The 20230-nt window shown below is 72.8% G+C and carries 19 protein-coding genes and 1 tRNA gene; 12 read left to right on the top strand and 8 right to left on the bottom strand.

Going from position 1 to position 20230, the window contains the following annotated elements; genetic code table 11:
* Window positions 1-72: 72 nt before the first annotated feature.
* Complete coding sequence (locus V1260_RS13470; RefSeq protein WP_329747340.1) at window positions 73-1749, top strand: formate--tetrahydrofolate ligase; 1677 nt, start codon at window positions 73-75, stop codon at window positions 1747-1749.
* A gap of 88 nt (window positions 1750-1837) precedes the next feature.
* Here the strand turns inward: V1260_RS13470 and mnhG are convergent, their stop codons facing one another.
* The 6 genes from mnhG to V1260_RS13440 are packed head-to-tail and all read right to left on the bottom strand — an operon-like array spanning window position 1838 to window position 8755.
* The gene (gene mnhG / locus V1260_RS13465; RefSeq protein WP_329747339.1) at window positions 1838-2431 is read right to left on the bottom strand and encodes a monovalent cation/H(+) antiporter subunit G; all 594 of its coding nucleotides are present in this window, start codon (window positions 2429-2431) and stop codon (window positions 1838-1840) included.
* A complete protein-coding gene (locus V1260_RS13460) occupies window positions 2428-3081 on the bottom strand; it encodes a monovalent cation/H+ antiporter complex subunit F (protein WP_329747338.1) in 654 nt (217 codons plus the stop codon). Before V1260_RS13460 ends, mnhG begins: the two co-directional genes overlap by 4 nt.
* Complete coding sequence (locus tag V1260_RS13455; protein WP_329747337.1) at window positions 3078-3614, bottom strand: Na+/H+ antiporter subunit E; 537 nt, start codon at window positions 3612-3614, stop codon at window positions 3078-3080. The genes V1260_RS13460 and V1260_RS13455 overlap by 4 nt, the downstream gene beginning before the upstream one ends.
* A complete protein-coding gene (locus V1260_RS13450; protein WP_329747336.1) occupies window positions 3611-5170 on the bottom strand; it encodes a Na+/H+ antiporter subunit D in 1560 nt (519 codons plus the stop codon). The genes V1260_RS13455 and V1260_RS13450 overlap by 4 nt, the downstream gene beginning before the upstream one ends.
* 2 nt (window positions 5171-5172) lie before the next feature.
* Window positions 5173-5832: a Na(+)/H(+) antiporter subunit C gene (locus tag V1260_RS13445; RefSeq protein WP_329747335.1), complete on the bottom strand. Its 660-nt coding sequence runs from the start codon at window positions 5830-5832 to the stop codon at window positions 5173-5175.
* Entirely contained in the window at window positions 5822-8755 is a 2934-nt protein-coding gene (locus V1260_RS13440; protein WP_329747334.1) for a Na+/H+ antiporter subunit A, read from the bottom strand. Before V1260_RS13440 ends, V1260_RS13445 begins: the two co-directional genes overlap by 11 nt.
* A 156-nt stretch (window positions 8756-8911) precedes the next feature.
* Between V1260_RS13440 and V1260_RS13435 the strand changes: the two genes are divergently transcribed.
* A complete protein-coding gene (locus tag V1260_RS13435; RefSeq protein WP_329747333.1) occupies window positions 8912-10282 on the top strand; it encodes an MFS transporter in 1371 nt (456 codons plus the stop codon).
* A gap of 76 nt (window positions 10283-10358) precedes the next feature.
* Here V1260_RS13435 and V1260_RS13430 read toward each other — a convergent pair whose 3' ends face one another.
* Both V1260_RS13430 and dcd read right to left on the bottom strand, forming a co-directional pair.
* Window positions 10359-11189: a hypothetical protein gene (locus tag V1260_RS13430; protein WP_329747332.1), complete on the bottom strand. Its 831-nt coding sequence runs from the start codon at window positions 11187-11189 to the stop codon at window positions 10359-10361.
* A complete protein-coding gene (gene dcd / locus V1260_RS13425) occupies window positions 11186-11779 on the bottom strand; it encodes a dCTP deaminase (RefSeq protein ID WP_329747331.1) in 594 nt (197 codons plus the stop codon). The genes V1260_RS13430 and dcd overlap by 4 nt, the downstream gene beginning before the upstream one ends.
* Window positions 11780-11934: 155 nt before the next feature.
* Between dcd and V1260_RS13420 the strand changes: the two genes are divergently transcribed.
* The 10 genes from V1260_RS13420 to V1260_RS13375 all read left to right on the top strand — a co-directional run bounded on the left by V1260_RS13420 (window position 11935) and on the right by V1260_RS13375 (window position 20186).
* Window positions 11935-12008: transfer RNA gene (locus V1260_RS13420), tRNA-Gly, on the top strand.
* 113 nt (window positions 12009-12121) lie between these two features.
* Complete coding sequence (locus V1260_RS13415; protein ID WP_329747330.1) at window positions 12122-13621, top strand: site-specific integrase; 1500 nt, start codon at window positions 12122-12124, stop codon at window positions 13619-13621.
* On the top strand, window positions 13618-13920 hold the full coding sequence (locus V1260_RS13410) for a hypothetical protein (protein ID WP_329747329.1): 303 nt from the start codon (window positions 13618-13620) through the stop codon (window positions 13918-13920). The genes V1260_RS13415 and V1260_RS13410 overlap by 4 nt, the downstream gene beginning before the upstream one ends.
* The gene (locus tag V1260_RS13405) at window positions 13920-14348 is read left to right on the top strand and encodes a hypothetical protein (RefSeq protein WP_329747328.1); all 429 of its coding nucleotides are present in this window, start codon (window positions 13920-13922) and stop codon (window positions 14346-14348) included. Before V1260_RS13410 ends, V1260_RS13405 begins: the two co-directional genes overlap by 1 nt.
* Before the next feature lie 13 nt (window positions 14349-14361).
* Window positions 14362-15609 carry a tyrosine-type recombinase/integrase gene (locus V1260_RS13400; RefSeq protein WP_329747327.1) on the top strand — a complete coding sequence of 416 codons (1248 nt, stop codon included), beginning with the start codon at window positions 14362-14364 and terminating at the stop codon, window positions 15607-15609.
* A 348-nt stretch (window positions 15610-15957) separates the two neighbouring features.
* Window positions 15958-16413, top strand: coding sequence for a hypothetical protein (locus tag V1260_RS13395; protein ID WP_329747326.1), 456 nt, complete (start codon window positions 15958-15960; stop codon window positions 16411-16413).
* 67 nt (window positions 16414-16480) lie between these two features.
* The gene (locus tag V1260_RS13390; protein ID WP_329747325.1) at window positions 16481-16948 is read left to right on the top strand and encodes a helix-turn-helix domain-containing protein; all 468 of its coding nucleotides are present in this window, start codon (window positions 16481-16483) and stop codon (window positions 16946-16948) included.
* A 95-nt stretch (window positions 16949-17043) separates the two neighbouring features.
* Window positions 17044-17670: a hypothetical protein gene (locus V1260_RS13385; protein WP_329747324.1), complete on the top strand. Its 627-nt coding sequence runs from the start codon at window positions 17044-17046 to the stop codon at window positions 17668-17670.
* Between the two features lie 615 nt (window positions 17671-18285).
* The gene (locus V1260_RS13380; protein ID WP_329747323.1) at window positions 18286-18723 is read left to right on the top strand and encodes a hypothetical protein; all 438 of its coding nucleotides are present in this window, start codon (window positions 18286-18288) and stop codon (window positions 18721-18723) included.
* Between the two features lie 176 nt (window positions 18724-18899).
* A complete protein-coding gene (locus V1260_RS13375) occupies window positions 18900-20186 on the top strand; it encodes an ISL3 family transposase (protein ID WP_329746494.1) in 1287 nt (428 codons plus the stop codon).
* Window positions 20187-20230: the final 44 nt, after the last annotated feature.

Raw genomic sequence — 20230 nt, 5'->3', positions numbered from 1 at the left:
GCGGCCGCGCCTCCTAGGCTGAGGGGGATCCCCGGGAGAACCCCGGACCCGACCATCCCCTGGAGGACGACGATGTCAGCCCAGAACCCGGATCTCGAGATCGCCCAGGCGGCGACCCTGCTGCCGATCCGCGAGATCGCCGAACGCGCCGGGATCCCCGAGAAGGCCCTGATCCTCTACGGCACGACGAAGGCCAAGGTGGACGTCCGCGCGATGGAGCCGACGGGACGGACCGGACGCCTCGTCCTGGTCTCCGCCATGTCGCCCACCCCCGCGGGCGAGGGCAAGTCCACCACCACCGTCGGCCTCGCCGACGCCTTCTCGCTGCTGGGCCATCGCACGATGGTCGCCCTGCGCGAACCCGCACTCGGCCCGATCATGGGCATCAAGGGCGGCGCGACCGGTGGCGGCCACGCCCAGGTGGTGCCGATGGAGGACATCAACCTCCACTTCACCGGCGACTTCCATGCGATCCAGATCGCGAACAACACCCTCGCGGCCCTGGTCGACAATCACCTCCAGCAGGGCAACGAGCTCGACATCGACGCGCGCCGCATCCAGTGGAAGCGGGTCGTCGACGTGAACGACCGCGCCCTGCGCCAGGTCGTCATCGGGCTCGGCGGGACCGGGCAGGGCGTCCCCCGCGAGGACGGATTCGACATCGTCGTCGCCTCCGAGATCATGGCGATCCTGTGCCTCGCGACAGATCTCGCGGACCTGCAGCGCCGCATCGACGCCATCGTCGTCGGCTACCGCCGCGACCGCACCCCGGTGACCGTCGCCGATCTCCAGGTGGGCGGCGCGATCACCATGCTGCTCAAGGACGCCCTGCTGCCGAATCTGGTCCAGACCCTCGGCGGCACGCCCGCCCTCGTGCACGGCGGGCCTTTCGCGAACATCGCCCACGGCTGCAACTCCCTCGCCGCGACCCGCCTCGCGGTCTCCCTCGCGGACATCACCGTGACCGAGGCAGGCTTCGGCTCCGATCTCGGCGCGGAGAAGTTCCTCGACATCAAGTCCCGCCTCGGCGGTCTCCATCCCGACGCCGCCGTGGTCGTCGCGACCGTTCGCGCCCTGAAGATGCACGGCGGGGTGGCCAAGGCCGACCTCGGCACCGAGGACCTCGACGCGGCCCTCGCCGGCACCGCGAACCTCGCCCGCCACGTCCAGAACCTGCGCAAGTTCGGGCTCGAGCCGGTGATCGCCCTGAACCGCTTCCCCACGGACACCGAGGCCGAGCTCGCCGCCGTCCTCGACTGGGCTCGGGAGCAGGGCTTCCGCGCGGCCCTCTCGGAGGTGTGGGCCGACGGCGGCGAGGGCGGCCGGGCCGTCGCCGAGCAGGTGCTCGCCGCGATCGAGGCCGGGGAGGGCGAGGGCTACCACCCGCTCTACGACCCGGCGGGCGGGATCGAGGAGTCCCTGCGCACCCTCGCCCGCGAGGTCTACGGCGCCGACGACGTGGTGCTCACCGAGCGCGCCCCCGCCCAGCTGCGGATGCTGCAGCGCAACGGCTGGGACACCCTGCCCGTCTGCGTCGCGAAGACGCAGTACTCCTTCTCGGACGATCCGACGCTGCTCGGCGCCCCCACCGGGCACGTGCTGCACGTGCGGGACCTGGTGCCCAAGATCGGTGCGGGCTTCGTCGTCGCCCTCACCGGCGCGATCATGACCATGCCGGGACTGCCCAAGGAGCCGGCCGCCCTGCGCATGGGAGTCACCGAGTCCGGGGAGTCCGTCGGGCTGTTCTGAGAGCGTCCGACGGGGGCCGGGTCGCCTGGCGGCCGGGCGGGCGGGACGCCTGGCGGACGGCCGGGTCCTCCGTTCGGCGGGATTCGGCTCAGTGCCGCTCGTCGCGCTCGGCGACCTGCTCGGCCTCGCGCTCGGTCTCGTCGTCGAGGTCGATGTCGAGGATCTCCTCGTCCTCGACCTCCTCGGCGCCGGCCTCCGGCTCCTCCCAGTTGGGGTCGATGAGAGCATCCTCGTGCTCGGCGACCACGACGTTCTCCGGGAACCGCTCGGCGCCCTCCCCCGCCAGGCCCTCGTGGTCGTCCCCGGACTCGTCGACGAAGCCGTCCTCGTCGTCATCGTCGTCGCCCGCTGCGGCCAGCCGCGGGGTGAGCTCGTCGATCGCGTAGTCGCCGCCGCGCACGAAGCCGCGCCGGAAGGCCGCCCGGCCCACCATCACGCTCGCGACCGGGACGGTCAGCATCTGCGCGAGGAGCACGGCGAGGAAGAGCGCCGCGAGGGTCCAGGAGCCCGTCGCGATCGAGACGCCGGAGAACACCAGGATCAGCCCGAGGGTCTGCGGCTTCGACGCGGCGTGCAGGCGCATCAGCACCCCCTGGAAACGGTTCAGCCCGATCGCGGCGAGCACCGCGAGCAGCACCCCGAGCCCGATCAGGATCGATGCCACGATCTCGGCGACGCTCATCCTCGACCTCCCTCGTCCGCGGCCCCGAACGAGCCGTCGCCCGCTCCGAAGTCCTCGTCCTGCGCGTCGTGCGCGTCCTCCGCGGACCCGTCGGCCCCCATCGGGTCATCGGCGCGGCGGGCGCGATCGTCCTGCTCGTCGTCCTCGGACCCGAACGCCTCGAACCCGCGGTCCGCGCCATCGCCGCCGAAGCCGCTCGGCTCGACGTCGTGGTCGGTCGGGACGGTGTTCGCGGACGAGGCGCCGGAGGCCGCGCCGGGCCCCGCGGCTCCCGCGCGAGACGAGGACGGACCCGGGTCGCCGTCCCCGCTGACGTCATGGATCACCTCGTGCTCGGCGGTGACGGTGTCCGGCTCCTCGGACTGCAGATGCCGACCCTGCAGCGTGTCCTCGCGGGCCACGAAGCGGGCGAAGGTCACGGTGCCGATGAAGGCCAGCCCCGTCAGGGTCAGCATCGCCGGTCCCGCCCAGGATGCCCGCGCCTCCGCGGTGTAGAGGGCGATCCCGAGCACCAGCAGCACCACGAAGGTGTCCGTGGACACCGCGCGGTCGAGGATCGTCGGCCCCACGATCATGCGGTAGACGACCACGAGCGAGGAGAGGGCGAGGACCGCCCCGCACACCAGCAGCAGAATCTCGAAGGGGCTCATCGCAGACCGGCCTCTTCGAGCAGCTCCCGGCGCGCGAAAGCGCGCAGCAGGCGCTCCTCCTGGGCGAGGACGTCAGCGCGCGCCGCCTCGACCTCCTCGGCGGTGCCCGGGCCGATCGTGTGCAGGAACAGCATGCCGGTGGCGCGCTGCGCCTCGACCACCACCGAGCCGGGTACCAGGGTGCACAGGATCCCGGTCATGGTCAGGAAGAAGTCGGAGCGCGAGGCGAGCTGCACGGCGATCACCGAGCCCGGTGGCGTGGGCGCCGGGCGGATCGCGTACCAGCCGACCTGCACCGCGGAGACGCACAGGTCGACGAGGAAGCGCACCAGGAAGTGGACCGCCGAGAGCGGGCGGACGGTCAGCTCGTGGCCCATCGGCGGCATCGGGAACAGCCAGAAGACGAAGATCGCCGCGAGGGCCCCGCCGAGCAGGGTGCGCAGGTCGACGGCCCCCCACAGGAGGCACCACAGCAGGACCGCCGCCAGGATCCACAACCAGGAGCGGCGCAGCTCGTCCAGTCGCCGGCTCATCGTTCCTCCACCCGCTGCCCCTGGTCGTCGATCCGGTAGACCAGCTCCCCCGCCGCCTCGTCGCCGAGCACCGCCGAGACGTACGGGGAGCGCTGCAGCACCGCGTGCGCCGCCTCGTCGGCGTAGTCCATGATCGGCCCGGCCAGCACGGTCAGCAGCAGGGAGAAGCCGATCATCGCGCCGGTGGCGCCGAGCATCACGCGCGGGATCGGCACGTCGCGCTCGACGATCTCCTGATCGGGCTCCTGCCAGAAGGCGCGGTTCCAGATCTTCGCGATCGCGTAGAGGGTCAGCAGGCTCGTGATCACGCTGACGGCGATGAGCATCCATCCCGCGGCGGTGTCGAAGGAGATGCCGGCCTCAATCAGCCCGACCTTCCCGATGAAGCCCGAGAAGGGCGGGATGCCCGCGAGGTTCATCGCCGGGATGAAGAAGAGCACCGCGATCACCGGGGCGAGCTTCGCCAGACCGCCCAGCTTGATGAGGTTCGTGGTCCCGCCGCGGTGCTCGATCAGGCCCGCGGCGAGGAAGAGCGTGGACTGCACGGTGATGTGGTGGGCGACGTAGTAGATCGTCGCCGCCATGCCGGTCTGGGTGACCATGCCCAGACCGAACAGCATGTAACCCATGTGCGAGACGAGGGTGAAGGAGAGGACGCGCTTGAGGTCGGTCTGCGCGACCGCGCCCAGGATCCCGATGAACAGGCTCAGCCCCGCCGCGGCGAGCAGCAGGTTCGAGATCTGCGAGGCGGGGAAGAGCAGCGTCTCCAGGCGCAGAATCGCGTAGATGCCGACCTTGGTGAGCAGGCCCGCGAAGACCGCGGTCACCGGGGCGGGGGCGGTCGGGTACGAGTCCGGCAGCCAGGCGCTCAGCGGGAAGATCGCGGCCTTGATTGCGAAGGCCACCAGCAGCATCAGCTCGAGGATCATCCGGGTGCCGGACTCCAGGCCGTCCAGCCGCACCGCGAGCTCGGCCAGGTTCACGGTGCCCACCGCGGTGTACACCGCCGCGATGGCGGCCAGGAAGATCACCGAGCTGAGCAGGGAGACGATCACGTAGGTGGTCGCCGCGCGGATCCGGCTCGCCGAGCCGCCGAGGGTGAGCAGCACGTAGCTCGAGGCCAGCAGCACCTCGAAGCCGACGTAGAGGTTGAACAGATCGCCCGCGAGGAAGGCCATCGACACCCCGGCCACGAGCGTCAGGTAGGTGGGGTGGTAGATGGCGACCGGGGTCCGCTCCGAGGACTCGGAGACCGCCTGCGCGCTCGAGTAGACCAGCACCGCGAGGGTGACCACGCTCGAGACCACGAGCATCATCGCGGTGAGCCGGTCGGCGACCAGCACGATGCCCAGCTGCGGGGTCCAGTTGCCGATCTGCAGCACCATCACCCCGCCCACCTCGGAGACGTGGTAGCCCACGACGAGGGAGACCGCGAGGATCGCGCCGAGGGTGAGGATCGTCAGCCACAGCTGCACGCGCGCGTGGTGGCGCAGCAGCAGGGTCACCGCGGCGCCGCCGAGCGGCAGCATCACGGGAAGGGCCAGGAGGAGCTCCATGCTCAGGAATCCTCCTCGGGGACGTCGGGGGCGGGCGGGGTGTCGGAGGCGCGGGCGGTGCCGGGGGCGTCGGCCGCCCCGTGCCGCTGGTCGCGGCGGCGGCGCAGCGCAGCCCTCCGGGAGCTCGGCTCCCCCTCGTCGGCCTCGGTGTGGTCCTGCGGGACGTCCTCGGCGCTGCTGAGGTCGGAGCCGAGAGCGTCGGAGCCCTCCGCGCCGAGCCCCTGGGAGTGCATCAGCGCGCCGCGGCGGGTCTCCTCGGAGAGCGCCTGCGACCAGGGCAGGTCCTCGACGTCCTCCGACCGACGGCGACGGCGGCGCAGCACGCGGCGGTCCTCGACGTCGTCGGGGACCTCGTCGTGGCCGAACAGCTGCCAGGCGCGATAGGACAGGGCGACGCCGAAGGCCGTGATGCCGAGCGCGATCACGATCGCCGTGAGCACCATCGCGAAGGGCAGCGGATCGGTCATCTCCGCGGGATCCCCCGTGCCCTCGAAGGGCGGCAGGCCCTGCCGCCCGGCGGCGACGATGAACAGGACGTTCACCCCGTTGCCAAGCAGCACGAAGCCGAGGATCACCCTGGAGAGGGTGCGCTCGAGCACCAGGTACACGCCGCAGGCGATGAGGATCCCCGCGGTGAGCAGGAGCAGCAGACTAACGGGCATCGAGATCGGCCTCCTGGTGCTGGTCGATCTGGGCGCCGAGCGAGCGCAGGAAGTCGAGCATCACGCCCACCACCACGAGGTAGACGCCCACGTCGAACAGGAGCGCGCTCGGGAAGTGCAGCTCGCCCAGCAGGGGCACGTCCACCACCGGGGTAGCGGTCGCGAAGATCGTCCCGCCGAACAGGAGCGGCAGCACCCCGGCCACGACCGCGATCGCCATGCCGCTGCCGAGCACGAAGCCGGCCTGCACGGGCATCGCCTCGGACAGCTCGTAGCGGCCACCGGCGATGTAGCGCAGGGCGAGCGCGAGCCCGGCCACCAGGCCGCCCGCGAAGCCGCCGCCGGGATGGTTGTGCCCGGCCATGAGCAGGTACAGCGAGAACATCATCGTCATCGGGAAGGCGATGCGGGTGACCACCTCGAGGATCACCATGCGCCGCTCGGGCGCGAGGGTCAGCCCGGCCGAGAGCCAGGTGCGCCAGCGGTTGCCGCCCGCGACCTCGTCGGGGCGCGCGTCGAAGTCGAGCGCGTTCTGCGGCAGCGCCGGATCGGCGCGGCGGCGCCAGATCGAGGGACGCTCCGAGAGGTCGCGGACCCGCGAGATGCCCTGTTCGCGACGGGTGACGAAGATGAGCGAGGCGACACCGGTGGCGACCACCAGCAGCACCGAGATCTCGCCCATCGTGTCCCAGACGCGCGCGTCGACCAGCGCGACGTTGACGACGTTGTGGCCGCCGCCGATCTCGTAGGCGGGCTCGATCAGCGAGGGGCCGAGCGGGTCGGTGGACCGCGCGTCGGCCGCGTAGAGCACGGCGCCGCACAGCACCACGGCGGTCGAGATCGCGATCCCCCAGCGTCCCCAGGCGCCGATCCGCAGCGGCCGCCGCGAGAAGTGCAGCGGCAGGCGCCGCAGCACGAGCACCAGCACGACCGTCATCGCGGTCTCCACGAGCACCTGCGTGGTCGCGACATCGGGCGCGCCCGCGACGAGGAAGAGCAGGGCGATGCCGTAGCCGGACACGGAGATCAGGAAGACCGCGCGCAGCCGTCGACGGGAGCGGGCGGCGCCGATCGCGGCGAGCGCCACCACCGGCAGCACGAGCAGCTCGATCGGGTGCTGCATCAGCACCAGGTTGTCCGGGACCGGGGCGCCGACCAGCGCCACCGGGCCGACCAGGGCGATCAGCACCAGCAGCATCGTGCCCAGGGTGTAGGGCAGGGAGCCGCGCTGGAACAGCGGCGTGACCGCGATCGCGAGCAGGTCGGTCGCGCGCATCAGCTTGCGGAACAGGCGCTCCGCGTCGAGCCAGTCCTGCAGCTCCTCACGGGCCCAGCGCTGGGGCGAGACGCGCTTCTGCAGGGTGTTCAGCCAGCGCATCCGCGATGCCAGCAGCGCACCGACCCCGAGCGTCACCGCGGAGGCCAGCAGCGGCACCCCGAGATGCGGGAGGACCACCAGGTGGATGCCCTCCTCGCTCGGCGGCAGCCCCGCGGAGACGCCCCGGAGGACCTCCTCGAGCGGCCCGAGCACGGCCACCAGCGCGATGGACAGCACGGCCACCGCGGCGGGCGGTGCCCAGAAGAGCACGGGGATCGTGGGGCGCGGCAACGGCGGCGCACCGGGTGCGGGGCCGAAGGCGCCCTTCACGAAGCGCCACGAGTAGGCGACGGTGAGGACCGACCCGGCGACCAGGGCGATCAGCAGGATGCGATGCCACGTCTCCCCGTACCAGAGCGCCGAGTAGAGCGCTTCCTTGGCGACGAAGCCGAACAGCGGGGGGATCGCCGCCATCGACGCCGCCGAGACCGTGCCGATGAGCGCGACGACGGGGGCGACCCGGCCGACGTCCTGCAGCACGCGCAGGTCGCGGGTGCCGAACTTCTTGTCGATGATGCCGACGACCATGAACAGCGGGGCCTTGAACACTGCGTGGGCGAGGAGCATCGAGATCCCGGCGAGGACGGCGTCCTCGGTCGCGAGCCCGGAGATCGCGGTGAGGAAGCCGAGCTGGGAGACGGTGCCGTAGGCGAGCAGCAGCTTGATGTCGGTCTGGCGGAGGGCGCGCCAGCCGCCGAGCAGCATCGTCGCGGCGCCGAGCACGGCCAGGAGGATGCTGATCGTCTCGAGATGCGAGAGCGCGGGGGCCGAGCGCAGGATCAGGTAGACGCCCGCCTTCACCATCGCGGCGGCGTGCAGGTAGGCGGAGACGGGGGTCGGCGCCGCCATCGCCCCGGGGAGCCAGAAGTGGGTGGGGACGATCGCGGATTTGCTCAGCGCCCCGACCAGCACGAGCAGCATGGCCGTGATCAGGAAGGGATCCGCCTGCGCCCACATCGGGTCCGCCACGATGTCGGAGAGCCGCATCGAGCCGGCCGAGCTCGCCATCATCAGCAGGCCCACGAGCATCGACAGGCCGCCCGCGGTGGTCGAGACCAGCGCGTTCATCGCGGCGCGGCGGGCGGCCTGCTTGTCCTGGTAGTGACCGATCAGCAGGTAGGAGAAGACGGTGGTGAGCTCCCAGAAGGTGAACAGCACCATCGCGTCGTCGGCGAGGACCAGCCCCAGCATCGCACCGGCGAAGGCGGTGAGCACGCCCGCGAAGCGGCCCAGCCCCGGTTCGGTGTCCGAGAAGTAGCGCGCGCAGTACAACAGCACGATCGCGCCGATCCCGGTGGCGATCAGCGCCATCACCCAGCTCAGCGGGTCCAGGCGGAGGGCGAGGTCGACCCCGAAAGCGGGGATCCACGGGACGGAGACCTCGACGGGTGCCGCGGCGAGGGCGCGCGGGTCGATCGTCGCGAGCCAGATCGCGGAGCCCGCCGGCACCAGGGCCAAGGGGTAGAACGCATTGCGCCCCATCGTCCGCACCAACCACGGCCCGAGAAGAGCCGCCGCTAGGTGGGCGAGGAGCATCGACAGCATGCGGTCTCCGTCCGGCGGGCGTGGGGAAAGGGGCCTCGACCATTCTACGGGACCGACCCTCGCCGAATCTGTGTCCACCTGGACTCCTCCGGGCTCCACTGGACTCGCCTGGACTCCACTGGACTCTTCACCCCCGGCGCTCCGTACAGTGACCCCATGGCCACCTCCTCGGCCCCGGCCGACCCCGGGACCCCGCTCTCCGCCCGCTTCTCCCCCCGCGAGATGCGCCGCGCCGTCGCCTCCTTCTCGGCCTGGGACGGCGGCATGTCCGCCTTCAGCTCCGTGATCCTCACCTTCGTCTTCGCCACCTATGTCGCGAGCGGCGTCGCCGCCGAGGGCGTCGTCGGCGACGCGGCCCGGAAGGCCGCCCAGGACCACGGATCGCAGGTGCTGACGACCTGGCAGTCGATCGGGGCGATCGCCATCGCCCTGCTCGCCCCGCTGCTCGGCAACCTCGCCGACCGCGGCGGCGCCCGCAACGCACTGCTGCGCATCACCACCCTCGGCACCGTCGCGGTCGTCGCGCTCATGCCGCTGGTGGCCCTGGACCGCGATTTCCTGGTCCTGGGCGCGGTGCTGATCGCCCTCGCCGTGGTGTTCAGCGAGCTCGCCGGGGTGTTCGTGAACTCGGTGCTGCCCGAGATCTCGACCCCGGAGAATCGCGGCCGGGTCTCGGGGACCGCCTGGGCGGTCGGCTACTGGGGCTCGATCGTGTGCCTCGCGCTCGTGCTGGTGCTCTTCGTGATGCCGGGCACCGGGGTGCTCGGCCTCCCGGCCGAGGACGGCTGGAACCTGCGCGCCATCCCGCTCTTCGTCGCCGCCTGGATCCTGATCGGCACCCTGCCGCTGATGATCTGGGCGCCGCGGCACCCCGCCACCGCCCCCGAGCAGCGGTGGACCCCCTGGCAGGGCTACGCGAGCATCATCCGCCGCGTGATCCGGGCCGTGAAGGAGGAGCCGGTGATGCTGCAGTACCTGGTGGCCTCCGCGATCTACCGCGACGGGCTCGGCGCCGTCTTCTCGATCGCGGGCGTCCTCGCCGCGAACGCCTACGGGTTCTCCACGACCGAGGTGATCATCTTCGGCATCGCCGCGAACCTGGTCGCCGGCGTCGGGGTGTTCCTCGGCGGACGCCTCGACGACCGGGTGGGGCCACGGCCGGTGATCATCGCCGGCTGCCTCGGCATCATCGTGCTGGGGCTGGTGGTGCTGGCCTTCTCCGCGACCGTCGTGTTCTGGGCCGCGGGCCTGGCGATCTGCCTCTTCGTCGGCCCCGTGCAGTCCGCCTCGCGGAACCTGCTCACCCGCCTCTCCCTGCCGGGCCGCGAGACCGAGAACTTCGGCCTCTACGCGACCACCGGCCGGGCGCTCGGCTTCCTCGGCACCGCCGCCTTCGCGATCACGGTCGCCGTCTTCCAGGACACCCGCACCGGCATCCTCGGCATCGTGCTGGTGATGGCGATCGGGCTCGTGGCCTTCCTGCCGATCCGTCTGGGAGCCGCAGGACGGCCCGCCGCGGGAGCCTGAGCGGCGCCGCGGCGGGGCGCGCCTGCGGCGAGGGCGCCGCGCTGGCGAAGCGTCAGCGGGGCGGGATCAGGCGGGATCAGGCGAGATCTGCCGGGTCCACCAGGAAGCCCTCGAGATCCAGCACGTAGCCGCCGACGGTCTCCACGAGCAGCCCGGCGATCAGCCCGATGCGCCGGTACGCGGCGGACCACCGCGCGGCGGTCTCGGCGTCCGGGGCCTCGAGGGCGTCCTCCTCGTCGTCGGCGGGGAGGTGCACCAGCTCGTAGTCGACGGCCTGCTCCTGCCAGCTGATCGCGGCGAGGGCGCTGTGCCGGCCGCCGCGGCCGACGCGGATCTCCAGCCGGTCCCCCGCCTCGAGCGGCACGGTCAGGCTGTAGCCCGCGCGGGGGGAGTCCTCCGGGGCGCGGTCCAGCTCGGCCTCGGGCTCGAGCGGCGCCAGCAGCTGGGCGAAGGACTCGGGGGCGAGGGCGTGCGTGCTCACGACGGTGAGGTCACGGACGGAGAAGGGATGCGGCTCGAGGCGGGTGCCGCCGTCGGTCACGACCGCGCCGTAGAGCCGGCGACCGAGGGACCAGGCGAGGTCGAGGGCACGGCGCTCGGGCCCGAAGGGGAGACCGTCCGGGAAGGCGCGGCCGTAGCCGTGGGAGTCGCCGAGCTGCTCCCCGTCGGCCTCCTCGCGCACCCGCGGCGTGTCCAGGGTCCAGCGGCCGGCCCCGCGCGGTGAGCGGTCGGGCACCAGGCGGGCCCCCTCCCCCAGGTCGATCGCTCCCTCGTCGTCGAGCTCGGCGTCGGGGCGCACGTTGCGCACCATCAGCAGGACGTCCTGCTGAGCGGTGTCGCGGGGAAGCTGCAGGCGATGCCGGGTGCGCTGATCGACGAGGGCCGGGGCGGCGTCGGCGGGGGTCACTGTCCGTCCTCCACGGGGATCCGGGTGCGATGGAAGTTCTGGGCTGAGCGCGAGGGGGTCGGCCCCCGCTGACCCAGGTAGCGGTTGAGGTTGCCCTCGCTGCCGTAGGGGCGCTCGGCCGGGCTCGAGAGTCGGAAGAAGCACAGCTGGCCGATCTTCATCCCGGGCCAGAGGGCGACCGGGAGCGTGGCCATGTTCGACAGCTCGAGGGTGATGTGGCCGCGGAACCCGGGATCGATGAACCCCGCCGTCGAATGGGTGAGCAGGCCCAGGCGGCCCAGGGAGCTCTTGCCCTCGAGGCGCGCCGCGATGTCATCGGGCAGGCAGATCTGCTCATAGGTCGAGGCGAGCACGAACTCGCCCGGATGGAGCATGTACGCGTCGTCCGGCGCGACGGCGACCTCGCGCGTCAGGTCGGCCTGCTCCACGGCGGGATCGATCATCGCGTGCTTGTGGTTGTCGAACAGGCGGAAGAAGCGGTCGATCCGCACGTCGACGGACGCGGGTTGGACCATCTCCTCCTCGAAGGGATCCAGGCGCACGCGCCCGGCCTCGATCTCGGCACGGATGTCTCGGTCGCTCAGCAGCACGGCACCCAGCCTATCCGCCGTCCCCGGGAGCGGACAGGACGTCCCACCCCCGGGCCCCGGTTCGCGGAGCACGCCGACGGGAGGGTATGCTGACACGCGTCCTCCTGGACCGGAGCCCTTCGAGAAGGATCTCCTCGCAGGTGGGACCGCCTTTCGCGGGTGTAGTTCAATGGTAGAACTTCAGCTTCCCAAGCTGACAGCGCGGGTTCGATTCCCGTCACCCGCTCCACAGTGAAAAGCCTGGTCACAGCCAATGTGACCGGGCCGGGGACACCCGGCCGACACGCCGGAATGGCGATTCCGTGGGACATCGTGGGACTGACCCCCACGGAGGGCCCCGCCATGACCCCGCCCAAGCGCCCCGCCCGGCGCGAGTTCGGACAGCTCGACCAGCTCCCCTCCGGCCGTTGGCGCGCCCGGTTCACCGGCCCCGACGGCCGCCGGATCACCGCCCCGCTCACCTTCGCCACGCGCCGCGAGGGGGCCGACTACCTCGCCCGCACCCGCGCCGAGCTGCTCGCCGGCAACGTGGCCCCCGTCGTGCCGACGATGACCACGCTCGAGGCCTACGCGGCCGAGTACCTGCGCACCGCCGCGACCACACTGCGGCCCCGCACCCTGGACCTGTACCGCCGCCTCACCGCCCGGTACCTGCTGCCCGCCGTCGGCACCGGTGCGGACCGCGTAGAGCTGGGCCCGCTGCCACTGTCCGCCCTGTCCCTGCCGCTGATCCGTCAGTGGCACACGGCCGCCCTCGAGCAGGCCCGCACTCACGCCGAGCAGGCCGCCCGCCGGCGCGAGGTGCGCCGCCGCTCCCGCGCCCACCCCGCCCGCGCCTGGGCCCTGGCCGAGGGGCTCGAGGTCGCCGCGACCGGCCGCCTGTCCCCCGCCGTGCTCGAGGCCTGGCAGGCCGCCGGCTCCCCCGGGCACCCCGGCGAGCAGGTGGACGACAGCGCCGGCCGCACCGTCACCGCCCAGGCCTACCGGCTGCTGCGGACCATGCTCGCCCAGGCCGAGGCGGACGGGCTGATCCCGTCCAATCCCTGCAAGGTGAAGGGCGCGGCGACCGTGCAGCACGCCGAGCGGCTGCCGCTGACCCCCGAGCAGGTGAGCGCCCTCGCCGAGGCCGTGCCCGCGAGGTTCCGTGCCGCCGTGCTGGTCGCCGCCTGGTCCGGGCTGCGCCCCGGGGAGCTGTTCGCCCTGCGCCGCGCCGACGTGGACGCTGCCGCCCGGACCGTGACCGTGCGCCGCGCCATGGTGGACATGCCCGGTGCCCCCGTGAGCTACGGGCCGCCCAAGACCCGCGCCGGGGCCCGCACCGTGTCCCTGCCCGCTTCGGTCGCCGCCACGCTGGCCGAGCACCTCGAGGCCCACACCGGCGAGGGGGCCGAGGCGCTGGTGTTCACCACTCGCGCCGGCGGGCCGGTGCGCTCCGGGGAGCGCTCCCGCGTGCTGCGCGCCGCCCGGGAGCGGATCGAACGGCCGGACATGACGTGGCACCACCTGCGCCACACCGGCGCGACCCTCGCCGCTATCGCCGGGGCGACCCAGGCCGAGCTACAGGCCCGCATCGGACACTCGAGCACCCGCGCCGCCGCGATCTACCAGCACGCCCGCTCCGAGCGTGACCGATGGATCGCCGACCAGCTCGACGCCCTCGCCGCCCCCACCCCCGCCGGACCCGAGCCCACACCGCCGGCCCCGCTGCCCACCGCACCGGCACCGGCACTGACACCGGCCGAGCGTGAGCCCGAGCCGCTCGAGCCCTCCCCCGCCCCGGCCGTGCCCTCGCCCCGCCCGGCACGCTCCCGTGCCCACCTGTCCCTGGTGCGGTCCGCATGAGCACCGCGCCGAGCTGGACGGCGCTGTGCGAGCGCCTGGCCGTCCGATACGCCGCCGCCGGCACCGCGCCGGCCCTCGCTGCCCGGCGCTGCCGGGCGCTGGCGGCCGTCGCCGACCAGCTGCCCCACCTCAGCCCTGAGCGGGCGGGCCCCGGAGAGCTGCTGGCCGCCCTCGACGCCCTGGGCCTGGACCTGTACCACTGGCACCTGTACCGGCTCGCCCTGGCCGATGCCCTGCCCGCCGGCGGCGAGCTGCCCACCCATCGCCCACCCCGTCCGACGACAGCGAGGCACCCCTGATGACCGATCACCCCACCGGCCCGCACCGGCCCCGAGCCGTCCTGCTCGAGGGCCCCGGCCACGCCGCCCCCTTCCCTCACGCCTGGCTAGTCGCCCTGCTCGCCTGGGACCACGACGCCCACGCTCACCTGCCCCCGCGCGAGGGCCCCGGCGGCCTGGTCCTCGCCCCGAGCCCGCACCCCGCCGTGCTGCTCGCCGTCGTGCGCGCCCTGGGCGAGCCCTCGCCGCTGGACGCGACCGCCGCCGACCTGGCCGAGGCCGGCGAGGCCGCCGACCTCACCCCCGCCGAGCGCGCCCAGCTGCCGGCCGCCCTCGCATCGTTCACCGCCTGGGCATGCCCCCGAGGCGTGCTCGAGGGCCCACCACTGCCGACCCCGCCCGCCCCCATCGCCCCGTCACCGCTGCGCCTGCTGCGCCCCGAGCACTGAGAGACCCCTCGCCATGCCGCACCCCGCCGACCTCGCCCGCCTCGCTCCCCGCGACCTGTGGAGCTACTACCTGCTGCTGTTCGACCTCGACCTGGCGACCAGCGGCGCCGCTGAGACCTCGAGGCGCAAGCACGGCGCGATCCTCGCCCAGCTCCGCGAGGCGCACCCGCGCCGCGCCCCCTGGGAACTGGACCACGCCGCGCTGCTCGCCTGGCTCGCCCGCGAGCAGATCGCCCCTGCCACCTGGCGCTCACGCCGCGCCACCCTGCGCGCCTTCTACGGCTGGGCCGTGCGCGCCGGCCACCTCGAGCAGAGCCCCGCCGGCACGCTGCCCGGCGCGCGCCCGCTCGACCTCGCCCCCGCCGGCCCCGCCCCCGCCCGCCGGCCCGGCCCGCCTCGAGCCGGTGTGCCTGCCCGTTGGCGCGAGCCGCTGGCGCTGTTCGACGCGTACCAGGTCATGCGAGGCCGGCCCGAGACCACACGCACCACGCGCCGGCAAGAGCTGTCCCGCTTCGCCCGCCACAACCCTGAGACCGACCCCTGGCAGATCACGCCGGCCGACCTGCTCGCCTACATCAGCGCCGACGCCGACCTGGCCCCCGAGACCCGACGACAGCGACGGGGGACCCTGCGCGCGTTCTACAGCTGGGCGCTGCTCGCCGGCCACGTCACCGCCTCGCCCGCCGCCGAGCTGCCCGAGGTGGCCACCCCGCACCCGCTGCCCCGACCGATCCCCGACGATGCCCTGGCCGACGCCCTCGACACCGCCGACCCCCGCCGCCGGCTGATCCTGCGTCTGGCCGCCGAGGTGGGACTACGCCGCGCCGAGATCGCCGCCTGTCACACCCGCGACCTGCGCGAGCGGAACGGGCGCATGGCGCTGCTCGTGCACGGTAAGGGGGCCCGCGAGCGCATCGTGCCCGTCCCCGAGGACCTGGGCCGCCTGCTTGCCACCCTGCCCGAGGGGTACCTGTTCCCCGCCCGCGACGGCGAGGGCCACCTCACCGCCCGACACGTCGGCAAGCTCGCCGCCGAGGTACTGCCGCCGACCCACACCCTGCACACCTTGCGCCACCGGTTCGCCACCAACGTCTACCGCGCGAGCCGCGACCTGTACGCCGTGCAGCGCCTGCTAGGGCACGGCTCCCCCACCGTCACCCAGCGCTACGTGGGTCTCGACGTGGACGAATTGTGGTCCGTGGTGGACGCCGTGGGCCGCGCCCCGCTGCCGGCCCCGTCCCGGCTCCGTGCGAGCGCGTGAGGCGAGAATCTGACATGTCGGAAATCGTGCGAGGTTGTGTGATCGGCGCGTTGGGGAGCGCTGACCCGTCGGCACTTGTGGCAACCTGCTGGCATGCATAGCGACCAGCAGGTGCGATCCTCCGCGAGGGGCGGTGCTCTCGAGCGCCGCCCCCGCCGAGGTGCGCCGTCGTGGACTCGCCTGCACTGGCGCGACCGCGCCGCGCTGCTCGCCTCAGATGTGACTCGCGCCCGGTGGGCCACGCTGCCCCTGTCTGTGCGCGCGGACCTGATCGCCCTTGCACACGTCGCGTATCCCCGGGACGACCAGGAACCCCGTGCCTGGCTGCGATTGACCCTGCGCCGGCCCGTGGACCACCTCCCGCCCGACGCCCCCCGCCGCGTGCTCGAGCGCCGGGACGGCCTGCTGGCCGCCGAGCACCGCGGTGCTGCTGCCCGCCACGCCGCCGATGGTGGCACCAGCTACGTTGACGCTGGCTGGTGGTTCGCCGGTCACGCCGAGCCGACGCAGGAGGACTGCCAGCGCGAGGCCGACCACACCGCGCACCTGCACCGACTCTCTGCCGTCAACGTCCGGCACTCCCGCGCCATGTACTGGCTTTCCGTGCTGATCCTCGCCGCCGTGTCGGAGCTGCTCGAGGTGCGCGAGACCGCACCTCGCACCGGACCCCAGCGCCGCCGGGCCGGCCCCCCTGAGCCCGCACCCGCTCAGCTGGCGCTGACGCGCTCGACTCTCACTGCCGCGCCCCCGGCCACCGCATCGTCGGTGCCCGGCTCGCGCTGCGCTGTCCCCATGGCCGCCTGACAGCAGGCACGGCCGCACCTCGCACCGGCATACGCTCCCCGTCCACTGGCGGCCGGGAGACACTGCGATGCCCACCCCCTCCGTTCCGTTCACCCCGTTCCTGATCCCGGACCACCTGGTGCTGCTCGACCGGCTCTCCGCCGCTGAGCGCGCCCGCTGTCACGTCACCACCCTGGACCGGTGGATCGCCGCCGGCCGCCTGCCCACGGTCCGCCTGGGCGAGCGCCGCGTGCTGGTGCGAGCCGCCGCCCTCGAGGCTCTCGCCGAAGCGACCGCCACCGGCACCGCACCGGCCACGCCCGTGCACCGGCTCCCCGCCGGCGCGCGTGTGACCCGGCAAGAGGCCGCCCACTGGCTGCGCATCGGCACGACCACTCTGGACGCCTGGGCTCACCCCTACGCCGTCCCGCCGCTGCGCCTCGTACCGGCGAGGATGGGACGCCGCCTCACCTACCGCGCCGCCGACATCGCCGCGCTGATCGACGCGCACAGCTGCCCGGCCACCAGCGGGCCGCTGGCGGGCCGGATCGCCTGATGACCACGCCCGCACCTAGCGCGGGCCGCGACGCATCGCCTGAGCGTGACCCCCACCTGTTGGAGGTGGACGGGGCCCGCCCCTGGCTCAGCATCGTGTCCCCGCACCTGCCGTTCTACACCCCCATGCAGCGCCTCGCCCTGGTGGGCATCGCCGCGGACACGCACCCCGGCAAAGAGACCACGACGCCGGGACACGACCGCCTCGCCGCGTTCACTTCGCTGAGCCTCGCCGACCTCAGCACCGCAATCGGTGGACTGTTGCTGCCGCGCGAGCGAGCGCCCTACAGCACCCCGGCCCTGCGCCGCGTCACCCGCGCCGGCAACGGCGCACGCGCCACCTACCGGCTCACCCTGCCGGCCCTCGACGCCCCACACACGATCATCGTGGACTGGGAGCGCCCCGCCGCTGGCACCCTGTGCCTGCTCCCCCGCCTCGACCTCACGCTGAGCGCACGCCTGGTGCTCACGGTGCTGACTCTGCTGTCCACCGACGGCCAGACAGTGGAGGTGAGCAATCGGCGCATGGCGATGCTCTGCGGCCTCACCCGCGAGACCGTCATCCTGGCCATGGCACAGCTGTGCCGCGAGGTGCCACCCGGCACAGAGCACGGGCCCCGCGCCGGCCGAGCACCCCTGCTCGAGCTGCTCACCCCCGCCGGCGGACAGCGCCCCGCCCGGTACCGCCTGGCCCTGGCCCCTCACGTGATCGGGGGTGCCTGAGCCATGTCCAGAGACCTGTCGGATTCGGTGTCGGATTGCCTGTCGGATTCTCCGGATGAGTGCGCCGCTGGACCTGTCGGATTGGGTGTCGGATTGCCTGTCGGATTGGGTGTCGGATTGGGTGTCGGATTGCCTGTCGGAAATCCCAGGCACTACCTCACCGCACCTAACCTCACCTCACAATCCTTCCGTGCCAGCGCAACTTACGACGCGCGCACGCGCGAGCGGCTCGACGTGCTCGAGCTCGACGCCTCGACAGGCTCGCCGGCCGCGCCGAGCCCCCCGCCCCCGGCGGCGAGGGCCCCAGGGGGCGGGGTCCGTTCTTCTGAGAGCGATCGCCTGGGCACCCCGCGCCTGCCCGACTTTTCCCTCCCCCAGGCTCTCAGAAAAAGCCGACATGTCGACTTTTCCGAGGGGGCCGAGACAGCCGCCTCGCCACCCCGAGTATCCCTGCAGATCAGAGCAGATTCCGAAGGAAGAGACCCGATGATCCCCGATCACGTCCACTGGCTCGAGAGCTGCCCGACCCCGCACGGATCGCGCCGGGCACGCCCTTCCCCCAGAGTCCGCTACGCCCTCGCCGTGTCGTGCCGTTGGCCTGACTGCTGCGCGTCCGTGCTCTACCGGACCCAGGCGCTGTGCCGGCGGCACTACCTGCTCACCCGCCGCCGCCTGGGACCGCCCAGCGCTCGAGCGACCGACGGGCGCGGTGCGCCGACCCTCGAGCGCGTGGGGTACATGGGCGCACACACCCGCACCCAGGAGCGCTATGGCCTCGCCGCCGGCTACCGGTGCGAGCTGTGCCCTGCCCGCGCTGCTCAGTGGGCACTGCCGCCGTCCCTCGAGGCCGAGACCTGCGAGCGCACCGGCCTGCGCTACTCGTGCGACCCCGAGGACTACATGCCGCTGTGCGCGAGCTGCCACAGCACCCTGGACCGCGCTAACCCGCCCCGTCCCGGGCTGGTCCCGCTGCCGCTGTCGCCGTTGGTCACCGATCCCGGCACGCTGCGCCCCGTGATCCGACGCGAGCCCTGGCCCCGGGAGGACCGATGAGCCGCCGCGAGTTCGGACAGCTCGAGAGGCTGCCGTCGGGACGCTGGCGAGCCCGGTTCACCGGCTCTTCAAGGTTCGTGGTGAAGGAGAGCGTCGCGTCGCTGGCGTAGAACGGCCCGTGGTCCTGCTGTGATGGGTGTTGTCAAGACATCCACACCTCAGAGGACCACGAGCCTGTGCACGAGAATACTGGTTCGCAGCGTGATGCTGCGAGCACGATCTTCAACTTGCCCGATTACCGCGTCACAGACGCGATCGACCTGCCCGACGGAGGCCGTCGAGTGGTGATCGAATCCATCGAGCCGCCGGGCTGTCCGTCCTGCGGGGTGCTCGCGACCAAGGTCCACTCCCGCCGGTCCCAGAAGGTGCGCGACGTCCCCGTGGCCGGGGCGGTGGAGGTGGTGTGGGCCAAGCGGCGCTGGTTCTGCCTCGAGCCGGCCTGCGCCCGGCGCACGTTCTGGGAAGCCACCGATCAGGTCCCTTACCGTGCGCGTTCGACGACCCGGCTGCGGGATCAGGTCGTCTCCGCGGTGCTCACCTCGGGCCGGGCTGCCTCCGAGGTCGCCCGGGCCCATGGCGTCTCGTGGTGGCTGGTCCAGTCCGCGCTGGCGGCGGCCGCAGTGGTCCTCCCCGCCGCCGAGGACGTGCCAGTGACGCGCCTGGGCATCGATGAGCACCGCTACCGGTCGGTGCGCTGGTTCCGCACCGATGAAGGTGCCTGGAGACGGTTCGAGCCATGGATGACGACCCTGGTCGACCTGACCACCGGACAGGTCCTCGGCGTCGTCGACGGCCGGGACTCCACCGCCGTCGGGGACTGGCTTGCCCAGCGCTCTGAGGACTGGCGGGAGCGGATCGAGATCGTCGCCATCGATCCCTCGGCCGCGTTCCGCAAAGCACTGCGGACCTACCTGCCCCGCGCTGCGGTCTCGGTCGACAAGTTCCACCTCGTCAAGCTCGGGAACGACATGGTCACCGCCGTGCGGCAACGCCTAGCCCGCACCCATCACGGTCGCCGGGGTCGGAAGGATGACCCGGCCTGGGCGCACCGGATGCTCCTGCTGCGCGGCGCTGACACCCTCACCCCGAGGGCGTGGGAGCGGTTGGAGAGGGTGTTCCGCACCGATGACCCCACCGACGAGCTCTCCGCCGCCTGGGGCATCAAGGAGCAGCTCCGTCGCCTATTGGCGACCGACACCCTGGCTCAGGCCTGGGAGGAACGGATGCGGATGGGCTACTTCGTGCAGATCGCGAATATGCCCGAGGCGACCAAGCTCTACGACACCGTCGTGACCTGGTGGGACGCGATCGAGGTCCTCATCGTCACCGGCGCGACCACCGCTCGAGTCGAGGCCGCGAACACCGGCATCAAGAACATCAAACGCATCGGCCGTGGCTTCCGCAACGCCGAGAACTACCGGATGCGTATCCTGCTGACCAGCGCCGCGAAAACCGTAGCGTGAATACCCGCCACAGCAGGGTCATTCACCACGAACCGCGAAGAGCC

This window comes from Brachybacterium sp. J144 (assembly GCF_036321705.1).
In the GTDB taxonomy this organism is placed as follows: domain Bacteria; phylum Actinomycetota; class Actinomycetes; order Actinomycetales; family Dermabacteraceae; genus Brachybacterium.
This window is presented reverse-complemented; position numbering and strand designations above follow the sequence as displayed.